The organism is Trichococcus ilyis, assembly GCF_900109135.1.
Taxonomy (GTDB): Bacteria; Bacillota; Bacilli; order Lactobacillales; family Aerococcaceae; genus Trichococcus; species Trichococcus ilyis.
This window is the reverse complement of the sequence record NZ_FNYT01000008.1, coordinates 73,381-97,600: the sequence shown is the minus strand read 5'-3', so window position 1 is coordinate 97,600 and position 24,220 is coordinate 73,381. Positions and strand designations below refer to the sequence as shown.

The window sequence follows — 24,220 nt, the reverse complement described above, 5'->3', positions numbered from 1 at the left end:
TACAGGTAATGGGTAAATATTTTGGAACAGACGGTGTCAGAGGCGTTGCTAATAGCGAATTGACGCCGGAATTAGCTTTCAAACTAGGCCGTTTTGGAGGATATGTCTTAAGACAGCATGCTAAAGATATCGCGCATCCGCTTGTTTTGGTTGCTCGTGATACAAGAATTTCAGGTCAATTGTTGGAGTATGCGCTGGTTTCCGGTTTGTTGTCGGTCGGCATCGAAGTGCTGCAATTGGGCGTCATCCCGACACCCGGCGTTGCCTATCTGACACGCATCCAAGGCGCTGTGGCCGGCGTCATGATTTCGGCGTCACACAATCCGGCCGGGGACAACGGCATCAAATTCTTCGGGGCGGACGGATTCAAGCTGTCGGATGAACAGGAATACGAAATCGAAGCCTATTTGGATCAAGAAGGCGACGACTTGCCAAGACCATCCGCGGACGGTTTGGGCACAGTGGATGAATATCCGGAAGGTGTCCTGAAATATGCCCAATACTTGCAGACGACCATCCCGGATGACCTTTCCGGCATCACAGTCTGTCTGGATGCGGCAAACGGGGCAGCCTCACCGGTCGTCAATCGTTTATTCGCGGACTTGGAAACAGACTTTTATACAATGGGTGCAAATCCGGACGGCATCAACATCAACAAAGGCGTCGGGTCCACACATCCGGATGTCCTGGGCAAATTTGTCGTCGAGAAAAAAGCGGATGTCGGCTTGGCATTCGATGGCGACGCCGACCGTTGTATCGCAGTGGATGAGAATGGGCGCATCATCGACGGCGACCGGATCATGTTCATCTGCGGAAAATATTTGAAGGACCGCAACAAACTGAACCAGAACACGATCGTCTCCACTGTCATGAGCAACTTGGGTTTCCATTTAGCCGTGGAAGCTGAAGGCATGACTGCCTTGAAGACGCAAGTCGGCGACCGTTATGTCGTGGAAGAAATGCGCAAGAATGGTTACAATTTGGGCGGAGAACAATCCGGACACGTTGTCTTCCTTGACATGAACACGACCGGGGACGGCCTTTTGACCGGGATCCAACTGCTGAACGTCATGAAACAGACCGGCAAAAAACTTTCCGAATTGGCTGATGAAGTGACCATTTACCCGCAAGAATTGGTGAACGTACGCGTTTCCGATAAAGAAGGCGTAATGGACATCCCGGCTGTGAAAGCTGTCATCGAAGAAGTCGAAGCCGAAATGGCCGGCAAAGGCCGCATTTTGGTGCGTCCGAGCGGAACCGAACCGTTGCTGCGCGTCATGGCTGAAGCCGAAACGGATGAAAAATGCCATGAGTACGTTATGCGCATCGTCGATGTCGTAAAAGCGGAAATCGGCATCTAAGATTGAGAGCATTTAAATAGATCCGTTGCCGTGGAACACCGCTGTCAGGTGTTCCACGGCTTTTTGTTGTCAGCCATCCGCTCAGATAAGGCATGCGGATATATACAACCGCATGATTATATGTATAATGAGTTAGAAGCATCACCCGGAGTGTAAGCGGAACCAAAAGGGTCCGGCCTGTCGGGATGGACTGGGGAAGGAGGGCTGATCATGGGGAAAAGGGAACAAACCTCTGCAAAAGAAGAACTGTTTGAGTTGCCGAAAATAAGGCGGGTGGGTCATTATCTCAGCGGCATGATCATGCCGAATGTGAGTGTCTTCATCACTTGGGGAATCATTACGACGCTGATCCAATACATTCAAGGGCCTCTCCAGCAGTCCTTTATTGAAATGGATCAGCTCATGATCCGCTTCCTTCTTCCGATGCTGATCGCCTACACCGGCGGCCGGATGATCCAGAAGAGGGCTGGGGTCGTGGCGGCCATTGCGGTGATCGGAATGCTTGTGGATTCGGGGGACCCGCAAATATTGGGGGCCATGGTGATAGGCCCTTTGATAGGCTGGAATGTGTTTCTTTTCGACAAATATGTTTTGCCGAGAGTCAGGCCAGGCTATGAAATGCTGGTCTGCAATTTTTCGGCGGGAACCTTTGGCATGCTGTTCGGCTATTTAAGCTTGCTCTTTATCGGTCCGTTTATTGCGGGTGTCACGAAACAGATCAGCCTGTTTGTCGGATGGCTGATCCAGCGCAATCTGCTGCTGTTGACGAATGTTTTTATTGAACCGCTGAAAGTGTTGTTCCTGAACAATACGCTCAACCACGGCATCTTGACGCCGCTGGGCATCGAACAGGCTGAGGATGCCGGGACATCGCTGCTGTTCCTGCTCGAAACGAACCCCGGTCCGGGACTGGGGATCCTGTTGGCTTTCATTCTGTTCAGCCGGAAGGATCTGAAGGCCACAGCCAGTGGGGCCTTCATGATCCACCTGTTTGGCGGGATCCATGAGATCTACTTCCCGTTTGTCCTGCTGAACCCGAGATTGTTCGCGGCGGTCATTTTCGGCGGGATGAGCGGCACTTTGGTTTTTGAATTGTTCCAAGTGGGCTTGAAAGTTCCGGCATCCCCGGGTTCGCTCGTGGTGATTTTGGCCAACACGCCGCATGAGATGCTGCTGGGAGTTGCCAGCGGCATCGCGGTGAGCACACTGATCAGTTTTTCGCTAGCGGGCATTGTGCTCAAGAAAGATCACGCCCACAAAGAAATTTCAGAAAAGGTGACGAAAGTGACGGAAATTCAGAAGATTTTGTTCGCCTGCGATGCGGGCATGGGTTCAAGTGCGATGGGGGCGAGCCTGATGCGCCAACAACTGAAAGAGAGCGGTCTTTCGATTCCGGTGGACTACACGTCAATTTATCGCGTGCAGGATGACCCGCATCTGTTGCTGATCACCCAAAACGAACTGAAGCATTTGGCGGAAATCCAAGCCCCTCACGCCCAACTGGTCACCATCGGAAATTTTTTGGATCAGGAGGAGTATGCGAAAGTTGTGAGGCTGCTGACGGATGGGCAAGAGCAGCCTGCCGCTACGGAACAGCCGGAGGATAAACTGCCTTATCAAAAGATCGTCTTTCTGTATGCGGACGGCGTCAGGGGTTCACAAACGATGGCAGTCCAGGCATTCCGCAATTTGGCTGAAAAGCATGCTGTCCGGATTGACGTTGAAAAGCAACCCTTGGAAGGATTGGAAGGGGATCAAAGCAATCTGTACATCGTCTCCGAAGTTTTTGCTTCCGGACACATGTTGCCAAAAGCTCCGGTTATGATCGTCGAACATCTTATCGCAACGAAGAAATACGAAAAATTATTGAGGGGGGACTTGTCGGATGTTTCTGACGCCTAGAGAAACCATCATTTTGAAAGAATTGCATCAGAGCGGATCGCCCGTAACCGTCGAACGTTTGATGAGCCTGCTGAAAATCAGTAAGCGCACCGTTTACCGCGAATTGGCAAACCTGGAGCTTTCTTTGGAATCCATCGGCGCCAAACTGGAGAAAGCCGGCAGGGGCCGCTTCCAGCTGGTTGCCGGAGATGCGGCCAAGGCGGAAATACTCTCCATCGTCTCTGAGGAGGAACCTTCCGAATTATCCGCACTGGAGCGGCAGCATGCCATTTTGCTGCAGCTGTTGAACAGTGAGGAACCGATCAGCATGCAGACTTTTCTGGATGAATATCTGATCAGCAACACGACATTCTTTGCCGACATCAAACAGTTGGAAACACGCTTGGCGCACTTGCCGCTGACGATCACAAGAAACCGCGGCTATGCGCTTGCCGGCAACGAAAAGCACCGCAGGCTCCTGTTGGCAAATATTTTAGGAATAGAAATCAACGAATATCACTTTTTCCATTTTTCGGAACTGAAGGACAAGGAAAGCTTCTTCCTGCAGTTCGTCGATCAGGAGCATCTGCTTTTTGCGCAGGAACTGGTGCGCGACATAGTAGAGCCACGCTTTCCCGAGTTGAGCGACCGGAAATTGGAATTTTTGATTCTGATGCTGACCCTTTCCATGGATCGCGTTCCGCGGGACTGCCAGCTGATGGAAGATTCCTACGCCGGCCAGATCAACAAAGAGCTTCTGGATTTGGCGAAGCAGATTTTCGCCAAAATCGCGGCGCGCACGAAGCAACTGTATGCGGTCAGCGAAGTCGTCTTCTTCGCGAACCTGTTGGGCGATTTTTCCAATTCGTTGGACAGTGATTTTTTTAATGAAAGCTTTGACACGCGTTTGGCCTATCAAGTGAAGCAACTGATCGAAATCGTCAGCCGTGATACTGAAGTCAATTTCTTTGAGGATCCCAATCTTTACAAAATGCTTTTGACGCATCTGTCCGCAGCTTTGAGCCGCGCCATCCTGAATCAAGGCAGCCTCAATAATCCGATCCTGGAACGGATCATGGACCAGTATTCGGAGGTTGCCGGTGCGATCCGCAACGCCTTGCCGAAAGTTTTCCCGCAGCAAGAATTTTCCGAAGAAGAGGTTGCCTACATGGTGCTGCACTTCGCCAATTCGCTGGAACGCAGCCCGAAAGTCATTGCAGTGGATATCGCCGGCATTTCCCCGAGCGGTCTGGCCTCGACGCGGATGCTGGAAATGCGCTTGCGGAAACATTTTCCGTTCATCAATGAGATCGTCTTTTTCCGCATCGCCGATTTGGGAAAACTGAATCTGGAAGAGAAATTCGATTTGACCATCTCGACTTCATTGTTGCCGGGATACAGTGGCAAGTACCTGTTGGTTTCTCCGCTGCTGTTGGAGGACGAGATCAAGCAGCTCAAAGAAGCGTTCCGCGCAATCGATCATACAAAGCGACATGTCCCATCCGCTCCAAAGCCGAGCTTGCCCGAAAATGACGATTATCAGGAAGTCATGACGTTCATTGATGAAATCAATCAACTGTTGCGGTATTTCTTCGTCAAACCGTTGGAAAACAGCGCCAACATCTCCGAAACGGTCGCTTTGGCGGTGCAGAGCATTTCGGCAGATATCATCGCGGATCCTGCAAAAGTCCAGAATAAATTGATGAGCCGGTACCAGCAAGCTCCGATCGGGATCCCCAATACCCATTTTGCCTTGTTCCATGCTTCCCATGCTGCGGTCCGGCAGCCCTGTTTTTGTGTCTTCGATCTGCACACGCCTTTGGAAATAGTCGGTATGGATAAGGAGCCGATGACCTTGACGCGGATGTTGGTCATGCTGGCGCCTGATCCGATCGAAGAGAATGTCGCCAAGATGCTCGGGAAAATCAGCGGAGCGATCATCATGAATGATTTGGGCATGGAAATCTTCAATTCCGGCAATGAAGCGATCATCTATCAGTTGCTGTCCGCCCTTTTGATCGAAGAAGTAAAAAAATGAAGAAATGAGGGATCATGATGATTGCAATCAAAAAGGAGCATATTCTGTTGGACCAGACCTACAATACTGCTGAGGAAGCGATCATCGCCGCCGGGGAATTCCTTGTTGCGCAAGGCCTGGTTTCCCCGCCGTATATCCAATCGATGCTGGCGCGCCACCGGAAAGTCAGTGTCTACGTCGGCAATTTTGTCGCTCTGCCCCACGGCGACAGCGAGGGGCAGGTGCATATTGAAGAAGAGGGCATCTGTCTGATCCAAGTGCCCGACGGCGTCAACTTCGGCAATGACCTGGACCCGCAGATCGCCACGGTGCTTTTTGTGGTGGCCCTCAAGGAAAGACAACTGGAAGCTCTGCAGGACATCGCTTTTTTCTGTTCGGACATCGAAAACGTGATGGCGTTGAGCGATGCCAAAGATCTGCAAGCAATCCAGGACATTCTCCAAAACAGTTAGTGCAACCAAATCCAAACAAAGGCAAGTGCCGTCTCAAAACGAGGCGGCACTTGCTTTTTTTTTACGCCCGCAAGTTGCCGGCCGGAGGAGCGCGAAGGAATGCATCCTGAACTCCGGCGAAGCCTCCGTTCGCCGGAGAAAAACAGTGCGGATCCTGGCACCGGCACCGGCGCGCCGAATTCGCCGATCAAGTCCTGGCACAAATAAACGTGCCAAAGCACGACTATAAACCGGATGCGGAAGCGCATACAATAAAGACATCAAAAGAAACAGTCTGAAGGGAGAAACAAAAAATGGAACAGACACAACAAGCCTCGCTGAAGGCAAAGGTTCAAAAGTTAGGCAGTACGCTTTCAAGCATGGTGATGCCGAATATAGGGGCACTCATCGCTTGGGGAGTACTGACCGCGTTATTTATCCCAGATGGTTATTTGCCGAATGAGGCCTTCGCTTCGATGGTCGGCCCGATGCTCGTGTATTTGATTCCCTTGTTGGTCGGCTATACAGGCGGGAAAGTGATCGCAGGCGACCGCGGTGCAGTAGTCGGTGCCATCGCAACGATGGGTGTGATCGTGGGGACAGAGATCCCGATGATCTTGGGTGCCATGATCATGGGGCCGTTGGGCGGTTTCGTGATCAAGAAATTCGACGGTCTGTTCCAGAACAAAATCAAGACCGGATTCGAAATGCTGGTCAACAACTTCTCGGCAGGCTTGATCGGCTTCGCTTTGGCGCTTGTAGGCTTCCAGGCGATCGGCCCGGTAGTGGACAGTTTGACAAAAGCGATGGCAGCCGGCGTTGAAACAATCCTGAACGCACAATTGATTCCGTTGACAAACATCTTCATCGAACCGGCAAAAATCCTGTTCCTGAACAATGCGATCAACCACGGTATCCTGACACCGTTAGGAACGGAACAAGTCACCGCAACTGGACGTTCGATCCTCTTCTTGCTGGAAGCAAATCCTGGACCAGGATTAGGCATCCTGCTGGCATTCACGTTGTTCGGTAAAGGTTCAGCAAAATCGACAGCGCCTGGCGCAATGATCATCCACTTCCTTGGCGGGATCCACGAAATCTATTTCCCGTACGTCATGATGAAACCGCTGTTATTCCTGGCGGTCATCGCAGGCGGCGTTTCCGGAAGCTTTGTGTTCCAACTGTTAGGTGCAGGTTTACGGGCTCCGGCTTCACCAGGTTCGATCATCGCAATTTTGGCCATGACACCGATGGGTTCGTACTTGCCTGTCATTTTGGGAGTCATCGCCGGTGCGGCAGCATCCTTTGCGGTAGCGGCAGTCATCCTGAAAGCCGACTCCAAAGAAGCAGTCGATACTTTTGAAGAAAGCGTCAAAGCGACCCAAGCAGCAAAATTAAGCGCAAAAGGTTTGGCGGGACAATCAAGCTTGACGAGCACGAACATGGCCGGCATCCAGCACATCATCTTTGCTTGCGATGCAGGGATGGGATCCAGCGCAATGGGCGCCTCGATCCTGCGCAAAAAAATCACTGCAGCCGGTTTGCCGCAGGACGTAACGAACCGTGCAATCAACAATCTGACGGATGCGGCGAATACACTGATCGTCACCCAGGAAGAACTGAAAGTAAGAGCCCAACAAAAAGCACCGAATGCAACGTTTGTGGCGATCGAGAACTTCCTGAACTCGCCGAAATACGATGAAATCGTGGCAACTTTGTCCGGCACCGCGCCAAAAGAAACAGCCGCTGCAACGCCGGCGCCAGTCCTTGACTTTGATTTGGCGAACATCAACGAAATCGTGCTGGTCCACGATGACCGCAAAGGCTCCGCCACGATGGGCCAAAAAGTAGTGGAACGGATTTTGGAAAGGGAAGCATTGGAAATCCCTTTAAGAAAAATGCACATCAATGAACTGCAAGCGTCGCCACAAACGTTGGTGATCAGCAAAAACAGTCTGACGCAAGCGGCCCAGCAAAAAGTTCCTGCAGCCGTCCATCTGTCAGTCGACAGCCTGATCACGACACCTAAATACGAAAGCGTCGTTGCCAACTTGAAGCAGATCGCCTAAGGAGAGGAAGAATAAAATGAATAATTTGGATACGGAAATGATCGTTTTGAATAAAGCTTTTGCCTCGAAAGAGGAAGCCATCCGCTTCTGCGGCCAAAAACTGGTGGATGCCGGCTGCGTGGATACGGATTATGTGGAGGCAATGGTGCAACGCGACCAGCTGCTGTCGGTATACATGGGGAATTTCATCGCGATTCCCCACGGCACCGATGCCGCCAAAGAGCACGTGAAAAAATCAGGTATTTGTGTGGTGCAAGTGCCTGACGGAGTCGATTTCGGCGACGAGCAGGAAGAAAAAGTGGCAACCGTTTTGTTCGGCATCGCAGGAGTCGGGGATGACCACTTGGAATTGATCCAGAAAATCGCGCTGTATTGCAGCGATGTAGATAACGTCGTTACTTTGGCGGACGCTTTGACAAAAGATGAAATCACTGGCAGCTTAGCCATTGCATAGGGAGAGATGAAAATGAAAGCAGTACACTTTGGTGCCGGAAATATCGGCCGCGGCTTTATCGGGGAAATTTTGAATCACAACGGGTACGCAATCACTTTTGTGGATGTGAACGATACAATCATCGAAGCTTTAAAAACACGTGGCGGCTATACGATCGAGTTGGCTGACGAATCCCGCGAACAGATCCAGATCGCGAATGTGACCGGACTGAACAACGCCAAGGAAGCCGACAAAGTCGTGGAAGCGATCGCGGGAGCAGACCTTATCACGACCGCCATCGGTCCGAATATTCTGCCGAGAATCGCGCAATTGATCGCGGAAGGGATCGCGGCGCGTGCCGCCCAAAACATCAACCAGCCGATCGACATCATCGCCTGCGAAAACATGATCGGCGGCTCGACGTTCCTGGCGGCGGAAGTCAAGAAATATTGCACGGATACGGCTTATCTTGACGCCTACGTAGGCTTCCCGGATGCGGCGGTCGACCGGATCGTTCCGATGCAACAGCATGCGGATCCGCTCTTTGTGCAAGTGGAGCCCTTCAGCGAGTGGGTCGTGCAAGGGACTGCCTGCAAGAGCCCGATCCGTCTGGAAGGCGTCGCCTATGTGAACGATCTGGAACCGTATATCGAACGCAAGCTGTTCAGCGTCAACACCGGCCACGCTACAGTAGCCTACACCGGCGCGCTTCAGGGTTATGAAACAATCGATGAAGCGATGCAGGACAATCTGGTCGTCATCCAATTGCGTTCGGTTTTGCATGAAACCGGCAAATTGCTGATCAAGAAATGGGGCTTCGATGAAGCTGAGCACGAAAAATATATCGAGAAAATCATCGGCCGTTTCCAAAACAAATACATTTCCGATGCGATTTCCCGGGTGGCGCGCACACCATTGCGGAAATTGGGCAACCACGAACGCTTCATCCGTCCGATGGTCGAATTGACCCAAATCGATGAAATGCCGTTCCACTTGCTGGAAACGATCGGCATGGTCTTCAACTATTTCGATCCGGAAGACGAGCAATGCCAAGAACTGAAGCAAATGATCCTGCAAAAAGGTCTGGATAAAATCATTCCGGAAATCACCGGGATCGACAACCAAAAGATCCTGGGCAGCATCAAACAGAACGTCGAGAAGTACGCCTATAAGGTGGCTTGATCGTCGTCTGGCAATTTTGGTATACGAACTGTACTCGTTGGGCGGGTTGAATCGGTCAAACCGGTCAAACCGGCCAACGAGTATAAGTTTTTCTTAAAACGCGCCCCAAACCGGCGCTGCAACTGAAAGAGGATTAAAAACATTTTGACAATGTCACTGTTTGTAGGATAAAATGCATGTATTCTGGAAAATAAACAGCAAGGAGGATAGAGGAAGAGCAAACGGATAGCGCCAGACTTCAGGGAGCACAGGAACAACGGCCCTGAAGTGACGAGGATTGGGTTTATCGAAGATTCGGCGGATGACCCAAGGCACGTGTAGTCTACAGGATTGAAGCAAAAAAGACCCTTCTGCGGCCCGAGCGCCCGGATCGGTCTTACAGAGATCAATCCCCACACCCAGAAAAAAACCAAAATAAAAGGGGATTTTTACGCTTATGTGTGGAATAGTTGGATATGTAGGAAAAGGCAATGTACAAGAGATTTTATTGCATGGATTAGAGAAATTGGAATACCGCGGTTACGATTCGGCCGGCATTTTTGTCGTGGATGCTGAAAACCAAGGCCATGTCTTCAAGGAAAAAGGCCGCATCGCGGATTTGCGCGCAATCGTCGACAGACAGATCGATGCACATGTCGGTATCGGACACACAAGATGGGCAACGCATGGCGTGCCGAGTGCAGAGAATGCGCACCCGCACCAATCTGCGGATGGACGCTTCACTCTGGTACACAACGGCGTCATCGAAAACTTCAAAGAAATCAAAGACGAATACTTCCCTGGTGTGACTTTCGTCAGCCAAACGGATACGGAAATCGTCGTGCAACTGATCGGCAAACTTGCCGCTGAAGAAAACCTGGACGGAAAAGAAGCTTTGCGCCGCGCTTTGTCGATCGTAAGAGGTTCTTACGCTTTCGCGTTGGTGGATGCAAAGACCCCGGATGTCCTTTATGCAGCCAAAAACAAGAGCCCGTTGCTGATCGGCTTGGGCGATGACTTCAATGTCGTTGCCAGCGATGCGATGGCTACTGTCCAGATCACAAGCCAATACGTGGAAATCCATGACGGCGAAATGATCACCTTGACGGCTGATGGCGTCACTATCGAAACTCTGGACGGAAAATCATTAACACGCAACGCATACACAGCCCAAATCGATGCCAGCGACCTGGAAAAAGGGACTTACCCTTACTACATGCTGAAGGAAATCGACGAACAGCCAGCAGTCATGCGCAACATCGTGCAAAAATACCAAAACGAAGATGGCCGCTTGACGGTTCCTGAAGATTTGGTTGCCGCTATGTTGGATGCGGACCGTATCCATATCGTGGCCTGCGGAACGAGCTACCACTCCGGTTGGGTAGGCAAACATTACTTGGAAAAAATTGCACAGATCCCTACGGAAGTGCACGTCGCCAGCGAATTCTCCTACAACCCGCCGTTGTTGACAGGCAAGCCGTTCTTCATCTTCCTAAGCCAAAGCGGGGAAACTGCGGACAGCCGCCAAGTGTTGGTGAAAGCCAGAGAGTGGGGATACCCGGCTTTGACGATCACGAACGTTGCCGGTTCGACATTGTCGCGTGAAGCGGATTACACATTGCTGTTGCATGCAGGTCCGGAAATCGCGGTTGCTTCGACAAAAGCCTACACAGCGCAAATCGCCGTATTGGCTGTCTTGTCGGATGCTTTGGGAGCAAAACTGGGTCATGACATGGGCATCGATATGGTCCATGAATTGGGTATCGTCGCAAATGCGATGGAATCGATCATCACGCAGAAAGAATTGATCGCCGAATTGGCTGACATCTACCTGCCGAACACCCGCAATGCTTTCTACATCGGACGCGGTTTGGATTACTTTGTATCGATGGAAGCTGCCTTGAAACTGAAAGAAATTTCTTACATCCAGACAGAAGGCTTCGCTGCCGGCGAATTGAAGCACGGCACGATCGCTCTGATCGAAGAAGGCACACCGGTATTGGCGATCATCACCCAAGCTGACGTCGCCAGCCATACGCGCGGAAACGTCGAAGAAGTGCGTTCGCGCGGCGCGAACACTTGCGTCTTCGCGATGGAAGGTTTAGCCAACGAGAACGACCAGATCGTTCTGCCTGCTGTTCACCCGGCGTTGGCACCGTTGTTGACGGTCGTACCGACACAATTGATGGCTTACTACGCAACACTTCACCGTGGTTACGATGTCGACAAACCACGTAACTTGGCCAAATCGGTTACGGTTGAATAAAAAAACCAAAATTTGTCGCAATTGAATGAACTGACTTGAGCAGTACGGAACCCTTTCGGGGGATCCGCACTGCTCTTTTTTTGTTTGCGGTTCGGGGCCGACTGCGCTTCCCGGAGGAGCGCGCCGGGTGCGGGCCCCAGCTCCGGTAAGCCGCCGGCCGCCGGAGCACACCGGTAATAGTCAGCCGCAGCTCCGACGAAGCTTTGCTCATCGGAGCAGGCAAAGATGACTAACAGCGGAACTCCGGCGAGGCCTGCGTTCACCGGAGGACACCACCTGGTTACCCGTTAATCCGATCCCGGGCGAAGCTTCAGACAAAAAAGATAGTAGCTGCCTTGATGCGGCAGCTACTATCTTTCGTAATGCGTCCAAGCAGACCAGATAATGACTTCTTTTGTGTCAACGTCGACAGAATAGACTACCCGGTGTTGGATATTTAACCGTCGTGAATATTTATCACTCAAATTTCCGACTAATTTCTCATAAGGCGGTGGATTTTGAAAGGGATTCTCTTTCAAAACATCCATTAACCCGATGAATTTCTGATCTAAATGAGCGGCTTTTAAATTTTTTAGGTCTTTCATAGCGGATTTTGCTATTTTTACAGAGTATTCCAATCGATATCCTCCAGTGCAACAAATTCATGTTCTTTTTCACGTTGTTGGACGACATCGGCTACTCCGGAAGATTGAAGGTACAGAGTTTCTTGAATAGCGTCCCAATCTTTTTTGCTGACCATAACCGCTTCGCTTTCTTCCTTTTTACCTGATATGTAGACGGGTTCATGGGTTTCGTTGACATCTTTCAGTAATTGATAAAAGACTTTGCGTGCCTGACTTGGATTTACGATAGACATAGGATTTCCTCCTTTTAAGTTTCTTACATTATTATAGCGTACTTGATTAAGTACGTCAAAGAGGTGCGAATAATGTAATCAATCCTGTTTATTCTGTTAGGTATTCTGTCGTTTTTTGATAAGTTTCCCGCATTCCTATTTCCGTGTTGAAAAGCAAATCTGCTCAAGTTCGGTTTGACTTCCGGGAAAATTATGATACGATTAGAACAACAGCAAACAAACTGAATATTCTTTTTAACCACTAGGGGTGCTTTACCGGCGGATGACTGTCCGCCAAAAAGCTGAGATCGAAGTAGGACTTCGAGACCCTTAGAACCTGATCTGGTTTGTACCAGCGTAGGGAAGTGGCGGCCTCTTTTGGCCAGGTAAGTCCCTGTCAACTAAGGAACGTACAACCACTTTTTTCCGTTGGGAAGAGAGTGGTTTTTTGTTTGCAAAAAAATAAGAGCGGCCGTCCGGATGGATCGGAACCTGGCGGATGCTCCCAACATATGGAGGGACAGCAATGACTTTTTCAGCAGAAATCCGCCAGGCGGTCGAACCGATCTGGGCGGCCAGCATGGTGCATCCGTTCGTCAAAGGGATGGGGGACGGCAGTTTGCCTTTGGAGAATTTCCGTTTCTATATCCAGCAGGATTCCTATTACCTGACGCGCTTCGCCAAAATTTTGGCGCTCGGCGCGGCCAAAGCGCCGGATATCGCGACGACCAATCAATTCGCCGACTTCGCGAAGCATACGTACAGCGCCGAAATCGGCCTGCATGAACAATTTGCAAAACGGCTGGGCATCACCGCGGAGGAAAAAGAGTTTTTCAAACCGGCACCGACCACTTACGCCTACACTTCCCACCTTTACCGGGCCGGACACGCGGGCCATCTGGGGGACGTCATCGCCGCCGTGCTGCCGTGCTATTGGCTCTACGCCGAGATCGGGGACGCCTTCCAGAACGCGGCGCCGGAAGAGCCGATCTATCAGGAATGGATCGCTACCTATGGCGGGAAGGATTTTCAGGACCGGGTGGATGAGCAGATCGCGCATCTGGATAAGATCGCTGCAGCGGTGAGCGAAGCGGACCGCGAAAGGATGAAAGAGCATTTTATCATCAGCAGCCAATACGAATACGCTTTTTGGGAAATGGGCTACCGGATGGAGACCTGGCCGGTGCCATTGGAAAAATAACCGACAAACAAAACGACGATAAGGGGACAAAAAAATGAAAAAAGAATTGAAGCTTACAGATATTTTGGTGACGATCGTCATCGCCATCGCATTCGGAATCGTCTACATCCTTTGGGGAACGGTCTATTACGCCGTGCAGCCGTTGGGTCTGCACCTTGATCAGCTGCTTTACGGCATGTGGTTCATCGCCGGAACTGTCGCCTATTTCATCATCCGCAAACCGGGTGTGGCGCTGTTGGCGGAAATCGCTGCGGCTTCAGGCGAATTCCTGTTGGGTTCGCCTTGGGGGTTGACCGTTTTGCTTTCCGGCGTGGTGCAAGGCTTGTTTGCGGAATTGGTGTTCATGGCCTTCCGCTACAAACGCTTTGACCTGAAGGTTGCCGCTCTGGCTGCCTCGGCGTCTTGTGTGGGATCGCTGCTGGTGGATGCGTTGAACGGCCAGATCGCCGAGCTGGCTCCATGGAACTTGGCGCTTTACCTGTTGGCCCGCTTTGCCGGCTCGATTTTCTTCGCTGGCGTGCTGGCTTATTACCTGGCGGAAGTCCTGGAGGACACTGGCGTGACGAACCTTGTCCGCCCGTTGACGAGTGAAGATTTCACAGAGTTGGATTAAGGAGGATGACGGAAATGGGCAAGCAAGCTTATGTCGAGAAACTGAAGCTGAAATTTCCCGGGGATGCCGATTTGCTGTTCCGCGACTTGGACTTTTCGGTCGCTGCCGGCGAGAAAGTGCTGCTGTTGGGACCGAGCGGCTGCGGTAAATCCACACTGCTGCAGGTGCTGAGCGGGCTGATTCCGCAATCGATCGAAGTGCCGCTGAAGGCCGACAAGATCGTTACGCCGGCTTCCTGGGGCTACGTTTTCCAGGATCCCGACAGCCAGTTCTGCATGCCCTACGTTGATGAAGAGCTCGCGTTCGTGCTCGAAAATCTGGCGGTTCCGCGCGCGGAGATGGAGGCCAAAATAGATTTTGCGCTCCGTCAGGTCGGCTTGGATTTGGCGGACAGCCACATCCCCATCGCGAGCCTGTCCGGCGGGATGAAGCAGCGGTTGGCGATCGCCTCGGTCCTGCTTTTGGATCCGGAAGTGCTCTTTTTGGATGAACCGTCCGCCATGCTGGATCCGCAAGGGACCGAGACGATCTGGGAAGTGCTGCAGGAAGTCTGCCGGGACAAAACCGTCGTCATCGTGGAGCATAAAATCGATCATGTGCTCGCCTTCGCCGAACGACTTGTTTTGTTCGATGCGTCCGGCCGCATAATCGCCGATGGACCGAATGCAGCAATCTTCTCGGCCTGCAAGGAGGAGATGAAGGAGCAGGGCATCTGGTTTCCGGGCGTATGGGACCGGCATTTGGCAGAAACGCCTTTGCAAAGGGGGCACGAATCTTTTGAATTGCAGAGTCCGCTATTGGAGCTGCGCGATTTCAAAGGCTTCCGCAACGGGGAAACAAAGATCAGCGGAGCCGAACTGGCGGCCTATCCTGGCGAATGGGTCATTATCCAAGGCCAGAACGGAGCTGGGAAAAGCACCTTCCTCCATGCGGTCATGCAGTTCATCAAAACGAGCGGGCGTTGTGAGCTGGAGGGCAAGCCGATCAAAAAAGTGAAGAAGCTGGCGGAGCGGATGGCTTTCGTCTTCCAGAATCCGGAGTACCAGTTCGTGGCGAACACGGTTTATGAGGAGATGGCCTATTCGCTCCGGCTGGACGGGAAAGTCCAAGCAGAAATCGACCGGCTGGTGGAGGAATACCTGGAGCTTTTCCAGTTGAGCGGTCAGCGGGAGAAGAACCCTTTTCAGCTGTCGATGGGCCAGAAGCGGCGTTTGAGTGTCGCGGCGACAATCATCCAAGGGCAGCAGCTGATTCTTTTGGATGAACCGACTTTCGGATTGGATTCCAAAAACACCTTCGCCTTGTTGGGGTTTTTGGAGAATTACCGGAAAAAAGGCGCTGTCATCCTGATGGTGACGCACGATGAAGTGATCGCCCGGAATTACGGAACGGCATTTTGGCAGGTTGTTGACGGTGAAATCCGTGAGACCACGGGATCGGCTACAGACAGGCGGACCGCAGTCTCCGCCGATCTGCGGCTGGAAGGGGGGCTCTGCGGATGAGGGAATGGGAAATGGTCAAAGAAACCTGGCTTCACCGGGTCAATCCCAGCCTGAAATTGGCCGTGGCGCTGCTGACATGCATCGTTGTGCTGTTTGTCCGTAATCTTGAGTTGATGGCATTCATCGGCAGCGGGCTTTTGCTCCTGTTCCTGCTGTTTACGGGGCAGCCGCTGAAGCGGATCTTGTTGCTGCTGATCCCGTTCTGTGCGATTTTCGTATCGACAGCCAGCGCCATGATCCTGTTTGGGAACGGACAAACGCTTTGGTTCGAATGGGGATTGATCCGCATCACCGAAGAAAGTTTCCTGCGGGGCATGCTGATCGGCCTGCGCGCGCTGGTCTTCGCTGTTTTGGGCCTGACCTTCGCCTTGACGACCCGGCCGGTCAACCTGTTTTATTCGTTGATGCAGCAACTGCGGCTGGATCCGAAATACGCCTACAGCTTCATGGCGGCGCTGCGCTTGATCCCGATCATGACGGAGGAATTCGAAACGATCCGCAATGCCCGCAAGGTGCGCAGCGGCGAAAGGGTGAAGGGAATGCAGGGCATCCTCTTCAAGATGAAAGTCTATACCATCCCACTGCTTTCCGGCAGCATCCGGCGCGCCCACCGCATCGCCGTGGCGATGGAAGCGAAACGTTTTTCCGGCAAGGAGAGCCGAACCTACTATTATGATATCGGCTTTTCCGGTAATGATGTCCTGTTCCTGGCTTATATGATGATGCTGGGGATCGTGGTCTACTGCGCGAAGGAGTTTTTCTGAAATTACAAGGAATGGATGCTCTGAACAAAATGCCAAAAAGACTTTGGCGGCGAGAACCACCGACAGTTGCGTGATCTCTCGACAATCTGCGGTACCGTCCTGGGCGGATGCCCGACAAAAGGACGCTCCGTCAGGTTTGATGTGGTTTCCTGTGATCGTTTAGTCGACAGATGCGCGCTCTCTCGGGTTTCCGTTCTGCGAATGCAAAGAAATACCAGACAGAGGGGCGGTCTCGAAACGAGACCGCCCCTCTGTCTGGTATTTTCGTATTGCCATGATGAGCTGTTATTCCGCTTGGCAGGATTGATCGCGGACGCCGTTTTTGCCGTCATTTTCTGCATCGGCTGTGCCGTATTGGTTGCCGTCGCCGTCAGTCTCGCCTGTGGCATTTTGATTGCCGTCCTGGTTGGCTTGGGCACCAGTTCCGTCGCACGTTCCGCTTTTCTCGCGGGCGCGTTTCATGGTTGCTTCTTCATTGCCTTGTTTTTTGGCGCCTTCGTTTATGCATTCGCCTGACTTGATCTGCTCTTGGGTGGCGGTTCCGTTCTGGACTGCTGTGTCGCTCGCTGCCAACACCGGTGCGGCACCTCCTACAAATAAGCCTGCAACGGATAGGATAGTCATGATTCTTGTCTTGTTCATTTTTGTTTCCTCCTGGAATGTTTTTTTGTTATTTATTTCTTGAACATAGAATAATCAAAAAGTATGGCAGAAGCGTGTTTTTAATGGCACGTTTGTATGGTATTATCGGGGTGAAAACATAATCTTGCCATATTTTTCCAGTATGATTTCCATGAGGAGTGATTACGATGGTAAAGCTATTGATTGCGGATGACAATAAACAGATCACGGCCATCCTGAAGGAGTACGCAGAGAAGGATGGCTACGAAACGGCCGTCGCCTATGACGGCGAGCAGGCGCTGCAGGCATTCGGGAAAGGCAAATTCGACTTGATTCTGCTGGATGTGATGATGCCGAAAAAGGACGGTTTCGAGGTATGCCGGGAAATCCGCAAAATTTCCTCGGTCCCCATCATCATGGTGACGGCGCGGGGGGAAGACTTCGAACGCATCATGGGTCTGGACATCGGGGCGGACGACTACATTGTCAAGCCGTTTTCGCCGGGCGAAGTGATGGCGCGCGTCCGGGCGATCCTGCGGCGGTTGGACCAGACGCCGGAAAATAAGGATCAGCATAAACTCTACGTCCATGAAGACTTGGAAATCCGGCTGGACGAGTTCATCGTAAAGATTGCCGGGCATCAGGTCCATCTGACGAAAAAAGAGATCGAGCTGCTGTGGATCTTGGCGACGAACCGGAACAAAGTCTTCAGCCGCGACAATTTGTTGGACAGCGTCTGGGGCTACGACTATTTCGGCGATAACCGCACGGTCGATTCGCACGTCAAACGCCTGCGGGCAAAAATCGACCAGATTCCCCATCCGGCTTGGGACATCAAAACAGTGTGGGGAGTCGGTTATAAATTTGAGGTAGAAACGGATGAAATATAAGATTACCCGCAAGCTGGTCCTCTATTTCACATCCGTCATCCTGCTGTTTTCCTTGGTTGTCGGAGGGGCCTTCCTGTTGCTGTTCACCCGGCATACCGAAGAGATTTATCGGGCGGATATGCAGGAACGGGCTGAGGCGATCGCGGCCGGCGTAGCCGATTATCTGGAAGACGGGAGTCCTGCTTTAGATGAGGTTGCGTTCGCTGCCAAGGGCAATGCCATCGGAAAGCAAACAGGAAATAATGCTCTGTTCGCGCAAGGTGGTGCCACGGGTACGACCGGGCGCAACAATGTGAACGGATACAACGCCTATATCACGGCCATTCAGGATATCGCGATGGGCGAGGTGTGGATTGTCGATCAATCCGCGGAGACGATCAGTGTCGGGACCGGCAAAAAAGAGATCACCTATGGGGAACTACCAGGCGCTGCACTGGCGCTTGTCGATGAGGTGTTCGAAGGGGACGTCGCCTTCAGCGAAGGCTTCAGCCCGTTATTGGAGGATACCTCCATCACGGTCGGTGCGCCGGTGCTCTCCGCAGAAGGGGAGGTTATCGCTGCGGTCCTTTTGCACGACTATATCGCAAACATGCAGACTGCCGTGCGCTCGGGGCTGTCCACCTTGGGGATCAGTGCAGCGGTGGCCTTGATCGCTGCCATCGGGATAGCGTTCCTGTTGGCGAAACGCTTCATCGAACCGCTACAAAGGATGGAAGAAACGACGCAGCAGTTGGCGGACAACCATTATGAAGCTCAGACAGGCATCAGCCAGAATGATGAAATGGGCTCGCTTGCTGCCAACATCGATATTCTGGCGGACAAGTTGGCGGAAGCCGAACAAGCAAGCGCCAAATTGGATAAGATGCGCAAGGACTTCATCACGAGCATCTCCCATGAATTGCGCACGCCGGTCACGGTCATCCGCGGTTCATTGGAAGCCTTGAACGATCATGTGGTCGAGGATCCCGCCAAAATCGATGAATACCACCAGCAGATGCTGACCGAAAGCATCCATCTGGAGAGGATGATCAACGATCTGCTGGAACTGTCGCGGCTGCAGAACCCGGACTATCAAATGGAGATGAGCTCTCTGAATTTTGTGGATGTCGTCGAAAATGCCATCCGTTCCGTGCGTTATATCGCCAGGGAAAAGGGGATTACGCTGACATTCTCGAAGGAGTTGCTTTCGTTCATGATGATGGGGGACTACACCCGGCTGCGGCAGATGCTGCTCGCCGTGATGGAGAATGCCGTCAAATTTTCCGCCGAAAAGGGCGAAATCCGGATCACGCTGACCGCATTAGATGCTGGTTGCAGATTGGCTGTCACCGACAACGGGCCGGGCATCGCTGAAAAGGACCAACCGTACATCTTCGAAAAGTTCTTCAAATCAAACGAAGAAAGCAACAAGCAAGGCACCGGCCTGGGCTTGGCCGTCGCCAAGCAGATAGCCGATCGCCACGGCATCGTTTTGTCTGTCGAAAGCCAACCGGGAAAAGGCTCCACCTTCCTTTTTGATCTGAAACAATAAAAATCAGCCGCAACATTACTGTTGTGGCTGATTTTTTAGTTGCTCAAGACCGCATCTTTGAGTTCCCACTGCATATGGTCGTAGGCATGCCCGCTCAAAATCCGCTCGGAAACGGTCCGGAAGCCGACTTTTTCATAGAGTTTTTTTGCCTGCAGATTGTCCTTCTCGCAATTCAGGCCGATGACGGTTTCGCCCGCGGCCAAGGCGAGTGTCGGCAGTGCTTGCAGTAATTGGTGAGCGACACCTTTTCCGCGCGCTGCCTGCTTCGTCACGATGGAATCCAGATACCATTCTCCGGCAAATGTTTCGCTGTCGGGGAAAAGCCTTGGCGCAGTGACCTGCATTTCCTCAAAAGCGGTCCGGAGTGCGGCATCGATGACCGGTTCGGACGCTCCCGGGTAGCCGAAGCAACAGCTGAGTATTTCTCCCTCTTCTTCGTAGACGAGGCCGTTAAGGTAGCTGAAACGGTAGACTTCCTCGTGCATGGCCCGGACCACCGCGGCTTTCAGGACATCCGGTTCCAGCAAATCGAGCAGCGGCAATTCCATATCAACGAAAATTTCGTGGATCAGATCATACAGCTCCGGGCAATCCTCTTTTTGTGCTTTGCGTATCATCCGCATCGTTCCTTTCAGGTTTATTAACTACAGTATAGCATTGTCCGCTGCATGTCCGCTGTGCTAAACTGGTCGATAGAAGCGAGCGTCTCGTCCAAAAGGGGGAATCGGTTTGGAAAAGTTGAAGGACAGCGGGAGTGAGCAAATTGGCAAGCGGATCGTCGTAATCGGCTGCAGCGGATCGGGAAAATCCACTTTTTCGCGCAAGTTGCGTGAAATTACGGGGGAACCTTTGTATCATCTCGACAAACTGTATTGGCTGCCGGATTGGGAACTGCGCTCCGGCGAGGAACAGGACAGGATCCAACAAGAACTTGTGCAACAAAGGGAATGGATCATCGACGGCAATTACCAACGGAGTCTGCCGCTCAGACTGGCGCTTGCTGATACGGTTTTCTTTTTCGACTACCCAAGAAGATTATGCCTTTACCGCGCGCTGAAACGTATTGCTTTGAACCGCAAGCGCACCCGTCCCGATATGGGGGAAGGGTGCCCGGAGCGCTTCGACTGGGAATTCATGAAATTCATCTGGAATTTCAACAAAAACAACCGGCCGGGCTTGATTGCCTTGCTGGATCAGGCGCCGACCGGCATCAAAATCCATCATTTTCACAGACCGCGCGAGGCGGAAGGCTATTTGCGGGTGTTGGGATTGGAAAACTAAGTGGATAGACCACAAAAAGAAGAAGTCGCATAAAGTCGCGGCTTCTTCTTTTTGTTGTATTATTGGTTTCCTTGACGGCGGTACTGTGAAGGCGTGCAGTTCGACAATTCCCGGAATGTTTTCGAGAAGTGTGATGGTGACTGGAAGCCGACCAAGTGCGCGATATCGGCGATTGCGATATTGGTGTTGCGCAACATTTTTTGCGCTTCGTCGATACGGATATGGATCAAGTAGTCGATCGGCGACATGCCGACTTCCTGCTTGAAGATCCGGATCAGGTAGAATTTGTTGATGTGGACCAGATCCACCAAGTCATCCAAAGTGATGTTCTTGTGGTAGTTCACTTTCATGTAATTCTTGACCGTTTGGATTTCTTTGTGGTTCTTTTTGTTCAGCGAGTTGCGGATCGAGAATTCTTCCAGACGCAACAAGTGGATCAGGATGATCTCGACGAAACGTTTGCTGACTTCTTCGTAGCCTTGATTGCGGGTGCTCATTTCATCCAGCAATAAATTCAGGAAAGTCGCGGTTTCTTTTTCACCGTCGTTGTGGCGGTAATAAGAGAAGTCGCTCTCTGCGTCCCCGACTTTCGAGAACTCCAGGCCGTGGATGCCGACTTCGATGATTTCTGCTGCTTTATCTCCTGTCAGATTCCAATAGTACTCTACATTCGGATTCAATAAGATCAACTGATCCTTTGAAAGCTTTTCCGTCGTTTCTTTCATTACTAAAGAAACATCCCCAGATGTAACGTAGAAAAGTTTAACATAAGGGAATTTTTGGTAGTTAGTAGGTTGGGACGCTGTGATCGTATTCTTTTCGGCGAGTACAATCTTTAAGGAGAGGTTTTTTATGTTGGACATGGTATACATAGTTATCCTCCTAACGTGATATATGTGATAGCAACGGTTCGACAATTTGAAAATTAATTGACTCAAATTCCATATCATCCGAACGAGCCAATAACAATAATAATATACTATTTTTTTGGTTTGTCTAGTATATTTTATAAAAATATAAAAATTTAATCCTTGTCATAAAAAGGCTTATTTGTAATATGTCTGTAATTAAATCTGACATGTACAAGAGGGAGGTTAGAAATGATAAGCTTATTGCGGAAAGTATGTTGCCGTTAACGAAAACAATTTATTGATGCCATGCAGGGGACAAATATTTTTCCATTAAAGCACATGGATTGAGGAATCGGCTCTGCTCCTCCCGATTGCGGCCGATTGCAAAAAAAGTGTCGGGCTGAAGGGAACGCTATCCATTTTGTCATGCAATTTAATGGCCAATCCAGCATGCTTTTTCGGCCGTAGGACAACGGGAAAATATAGCGGTGGATAATCGACAAAAGATTTGTTTTTGTCGATTAAAAACAGGGCGGAAAACAAAATAACTACATCGAATTTCAAACATACGCTTGCCTATAAGCGTTTTTCGGGAAATGCATACATAAAATCCGCAATATAGCTGATGTAAAAATATTTATTTTTTCGGATGCAGTGATTTCGTATCGTGAAAAGGTGAGTGACGGGAGCGAATGGGAATGGGTGTTTTTTTGAAAAACCTTATACATTGGGAATCTGGCGATGCTGTGCCATGTTTGTACGAAAATAAGACGAACGTTATTTCATGTATAGTATAGCACCATCGCGCGAAAACGTCATCCGATAACTGAACATTTTTATATCAATTGAACGGAATTTGTATAAATTTTTACAAATTCAATGTAGGATGCTTGTTTCAGCTTTCCGGTAATTGTACAATTTTCCTTGTTTCGCAGCCGGGGTTGTTACGTGAGCAGGCTTTCTTGCCTCGTTTTGTAGGCAATATGGTAAAATGGGGTTAGAATTGTAAGGGATTACGGTCCGGAGGTGCCAAAGATGAAAGGCGATTACGATCTGTTTTTTGAGTATTATTACGCGATATATGATTATGTGCTGGCTGACAAGGTCGCGGTGACGGAGCATACGCTGCATGACTTCCTGCATACGCAGCAATATTATCGATTGTCCCATGAAACGCAACATTTTGCGAAGCGGTTTGCGGAAGAGGACATTTCTGTGGATCGGCTGTTGCTGAACGGACAAGAGGCGCATGACTGGTATTTTTTCTATTATAAGCAAAATTTTCCGGCGGGATATCCCTTCAATCATGCGAACGTGGAATTCATGGAAGGGGAATATGAGCTGAAGGATTTTTCGCCGATAATCGGTCCCCTCGGCCACCAGCCCTTGCATGCGGGGATTTTGCGCAAACGAGTGAACGAAGACTATTTGATATTCCCTTACTTCAGGAATCACGCGAAACTTTCCCATCTCGTTCTCAGGCCCATTGTAAACAAATTAATGAAAGAAAACAAATATAACGTCAGGAAGTCGATCGAACTCGTCCAGTTGTTTGAAGCGGAGGCGATCGCATCAGGCTGGGAGCCGGAAAGGATCAAAACGCAGATGGAGGAAGTGTTGCGGCAACAGTTACACTATCGCGTCAGCTATTCTGACATAAAAAAACTGTGGCTGCAGATGATTTTCATCAGCTTCCGTTATGAAAAGGGCGAGGCAAGCTATATCCAGTGGCAACGCCACGGCTATGCGGATACCGTCCGAAAACTGGAGAACTTTGCGGCGGTTTTGGATGGCAATCCGGATATCCAACTGACTGCTGAGGAAGGCGCCTTGCTGAAATGGGTCCGTTTCGTCATTTTCCGCTCCCGCGGTATGCATGACAGCGCGAAGGAAGAGGCGCACAAGTTGTTGGATCGTGAAGAATTGGTGGTGGGTGCAAGCCGCAAGCCGTTGTACACTAAGTTGGACATTGTGCCCGTCAATGATACGTATAAGGATTTGGTTGTCCGCAAGCTGTCCATCGATTTTCGGGATATTTTGGTTTCCTATTTGCTGGACAGCTACATTGCCGACCGGAAATATGAAGCGGCTTTTTTTCTGCTGCAGCAGTCCGACCCCTATTTCAAGCACTTCATCCCACGTTATTACCGCAGTGCCAACCGCAACAGATGGATGCCGGGGGAAAATGAGGTTTCGACCGAGCAGCTTTTCCGGGAGCAGTTCCAACGGGTGCGGATTGTCCTTGGGGATCATTGGGTCGATTCCTTGCACAAAGAGATTGAAGAAGAAACGAAGGCAGGGGTTACCCTGAAGAAGGACGCGTTTGATTGGTTGCTGCGGTATCTTTACAATGTGATGAGCGTCTTCCATGAAATGCAGGAGAATGAATTGGCCGAGCAGATGAACGCCTTTTATGCGCAGATCCGCCTTGCGGAATAAACAAAAGAAGCAGCCGACACAAAGTCCGGCTGCTTCTTTTTGGGTGCATTTT

21 protein-coding genes and 1 riboswitch are annotated in these 24,220 nt (G+C 50.9%); of the genes, 16 read left to right on the top strand and 5 right to left on the bottom strand.

Going from position 1 to position 24,220, the window contains the following annotated elements; translation table 11 throughout:
• The first annotated feature begins 8 nt into the window (after window positions 1-8).
• The 8 genes from glmM (at window position 9) to glmS (ending at window position 11,640) form a co-directional block, all read left to right on the top strand.
• Window positions 9-1,361, top strand: a complete 1,353-nt coding sequence (gene glmM / locus BMX58_RS05650; RefSeq protein WP_068623033.1) for a phosphoglucosamine mutase — start codon at window positions 9-11, stop codon at window positions 1,359-1,361.
• A gap of 210 nt (window positions 1,362-1,571) precedes the next feature.
• Complete coding sequence (locus BMX58_RS05645) at window positions 1,572-3,263, top strand: PTS transporter subunit EIIC (RefSeq protein WP_068623032.1); 1,692 nt, start codon at window positions 1,572-1,574, stop codon at window positions 3,261-3,263.
• Window positions 3,247-5,280, top strand: coding sequence for a BglG family transcription antiterminator (locus BMX58_RS05640; RefSeq protein ID WP_068623031.1), 2,034 nt, complete (start codon window positions 3,247-3,249; stop codon window positions 5,278-5,280). Before BMX58_RS05645 ends, BMX58_RS05640 begins: the two co-directional genes overlap by 17 nt.
• Window positions 5,281-5,297: 17 nt before the next feature.
• Complete coding sequence (locus BMX58_RS05635) at window positions 5,298-5,732, top strand: PTS mannitol transporter subunit IIA (protein WP_068623030.1); 435 nt, start codon at window positions 5,298-5,300, stop codon at window positions 5,730-5,732.
• A 293-nt stretch (window positions 5,733-6,025) separates the two neighbouring features.
• Window positions 6,026-7,780: a PTS mannitol transporter subunit IIBC gene (locus BMX58_RS05630; RefSeq protein ID WP_068623029.1), complete on the top strand. Its 1,755-nt coding sequence runs from the start codon at window positions 6,026-6,028 to the stop codon at window positions 7,778-7,780.
• Between the two features lie 16 nt (window positions 7,781-7,796).
• Window positions 7,797-8,234 (top strand): PTS mannitol transporter subunit IIA, encoded by a 438-nt coding sequence (locus BMX58_RS05625; protein ID WP_068623028.1) that lies wholly within the window; start codon window positions 7,797-7,799, stop codon window positions 8,232-8,234.
• A gap of 12 nt (window positions 8,235-8,246) precedes the next feature.
• Window positions 8,247-9,395, top strand: a complete 1,149-nt coding sequence (locus tag BMX58_RS05620; protein WP_068623027.1) for a mannitol-1-phosphate 5-dehydrogenase — start codon at window positions 8,247-8,249, stop codon at window positions 9,393-9,395.
• 436 nt (window positions 9,396-9,831) lie between these two features.
• Complete coding sequence (gene glmS / locus BMX58_RS05615) at window positions 9,832-11,640, top strand: glutamine--fructose-6-phosphate transaminase (isomerizing) (protein WP_068623026.1); 1,809 nt, start codon at window positions 9,832-9,834, stop codon at window positions 11,638-11,640.
• A gap of 350 nt (window positions 11,641-11,990) precedes the next feature.
• On the opposite strand, the gene BMX58_RS05605 is transcribed toward glmS, so the two are convergent.
• Window positions 11,991-12,257, bottom strand: coding sequence for a Txe/YoeB family addiction module toxin (locus BMX58_RS05605; protein WP_068623024.1), 267 nt, complete (start codon window positions 12,255-12,257; stop codon window positions 11,991-11,993).
• On the bottom strand, window positions 12,242-12,496 hold the full coding sequence (locus BMX58_RS05600) for a type II toxin-antitoxin system Phd/YefM family antitoxin (RefSeq protein WP_068623023.1): 255 nt from the start codon (window positions 12,494-12,496) through the stop codon (window positions 12,242-12,244). The genes BMX58_RS05605 and BMX58_RS05600 overlap by 16 nt, the downstream gene beginning before the upstream one ends.
• Before the next feature lie 233 nt (window positions 12,497-12,729).
• Window positions 12,730-12,856, top strand: a riboswitch (TPP riboswitch).
• Between the two features lie 145 nt (window positions 12,857-13,001).
• On the opposite strand from BMX58_RS05600, the gene tenA reads away from it, so the two are divergent.
• Genes tenA through BMX58_RS05580 form a run of 4 tightly spaced genes read left to right on the top strand, consistent with a single transcriptional unit; the run spans window position 13,002 to window position 16,555 of the window.
• Complete coding sequence (gene tenA, locus BMX58_RS05595; RefSeq protein WP_068623022.1) at window positions 13,002-13,676, top strand: thiaminase II; 675 nt, start codon at window positions 13,002-13,004, stop codon at window positions 13,674-13,676.
• A 34-nt stretch (window positions 13,677-13,710) separates the two neighbouring features.
• Window positions 13,711-14,289 carry an ECF transporter S component gene (locus tag BMX58_RS05590; RefSeq protein WP_068623021.1) on the top strand — a complete coding sequence of 193 codons (579 nt, stop codon included), beginning with the start codon at window positions 13,711-13,713 and terminating at the stop codon, window positions 14,287-14,289.
• 14 nt (window positions 14,290-14,303) lie between these two features.
• Window positions 14,304-15,791 (top strand): ABC transporter ATP-binding protein, encoded by a 1,488-nt coding sequence (locus tag BMX58_RS05585; protein WP_068623020.1) that lies wholly within the window; start codon window positions 14,304-14,306, stop codon window positions 15,789-15,791.
• Complete coding sequence (locus BMX58_RS05580; protein ID WP_068623019.1) at window positions 15,788-16,555, top strand: energy-coupling factor transporter transmembrane component T family protein; 768 nt, start codon at window positions 15,788-15,790, stop codon at window positions 16,553-16,555. Before BMX58_RS05585 ends, BMX58_RS05580 begins: the two co-directional genes overlap by 4 nt.
• 285 nt (window positions 16,556-16,840) lie before the next feature.
• Here BMX58_RS05580 and BMX58_RS05575 read toward each other — a convergent pair whose 3' ends face one another.
• Window positions 16,841-17,197 (bottom strand): hypothetical protein, encoded by a 357-nt coding sequence (locus BMX58_RS05575; protein WP_068623018.1) that lies wholly within the window; start codon window positions 17,195-17,197, stop codon window positions 16,841-16,843.
• Between the two features lie 167 nt (window positions 17,198-17,364).
• On the opposite strand from BMX58_RS05575, the gene BMX58_RS05570 reads away from it, so the two are divergent.
• The gene (locus tag BMX58_RS05570; protein WP_068623017.1) at window positions 17,365-18,066 is read left to right on the top strand and encodes a response regulator transcription factor; all 702 of its coding nucleotides are present in this window, start codon (window positions 17,365-17,367) and stop codon (window positions 18,064-18,066) included.
• Window positions 18,056-19,597: a sensor histidine kinase gene (locus BMX58_RS05565; RefSeq protein ID WP_068623016.1), complete on the top strand. Its 1,542-nt coding sequence runs from the start codon at window positions 18,056-18,058 to the stop codon at window positions 19,595-19,597. The genes BMX58_RS05570 and BMX58_RS05565 overlap by 11 nt, the downstream gene beginning before the upstream one ends.
• 35 nt (window positions 19,598-19,632) lie before the next feature.
• Here BMX58_RS05565 and BMX58_RS05560 read toward each other — a convergent pair whose 3' ends face one another.
• The gene (locus BMX58_RS05560) at window positions 19,633-20,214 is read right to left on the bottom strand and encodes a GNAT family N-acetyltransferase (protein ID WP_068623015.1); all 582 of its coding nucleotides are present in this window, start codon (window positions 20,212-20,214) and stop codon (window positions 19,633-19,635) included.
• Window positions 20,215-20,326: 112 nt separating this feature from the next.
• On the opposite strand from BMX58_RS05560, the gene BMX58_RS05555 reads away from it, so the two are divergent.
• Window positions 20,327-20,878: a P-loop NTPase family protein gene (locus tag BMX58_RS05555; protein ID WP_084253913.1), complete on the top strand. Its 552-nt coding sequence runs from the start codon at window positions 20,327-20,329 to the stop codon at window positions 20,876-20,878.
• Window positions 20,879-20,937: 59 nt separating this feature from the next.
• On the opposite strand, the gene BMX58_RS05550 is transcribed toward BMX58_RS05555, so the two are convergent.
• Window positions 20,938-21,750, bottom strand: a complete 813-nt coding sequence (locus tag BMX58_RS05550) for a helix-turn-helix domain-containing protein (protein WP_068623014.1) — start codon at window positions 21,748-21,750, stop codon at window positions 20,938-20,940.
• A 1,014-nt stretch (window positions 21,751-22,764) separates the two neighbouring features.
• Here BMX58_RS05550 and BMX58_RS05545 point away from each other — a divergent pair.
• Window positions 22,765-24,168 (top strand): hypothetical protein, encoded by a 1,404-nt coding sequence (locus BMX58_RS05545; RefSeq protein ID WP_068623013.1) that lies wholly within the window; start codon window positions 22,765-22,767, stop codon window positions 24,166-24,168.
• The last annotated feature ends 52 nt before the right edge of the window (window positions 24,169-24,220 follow it).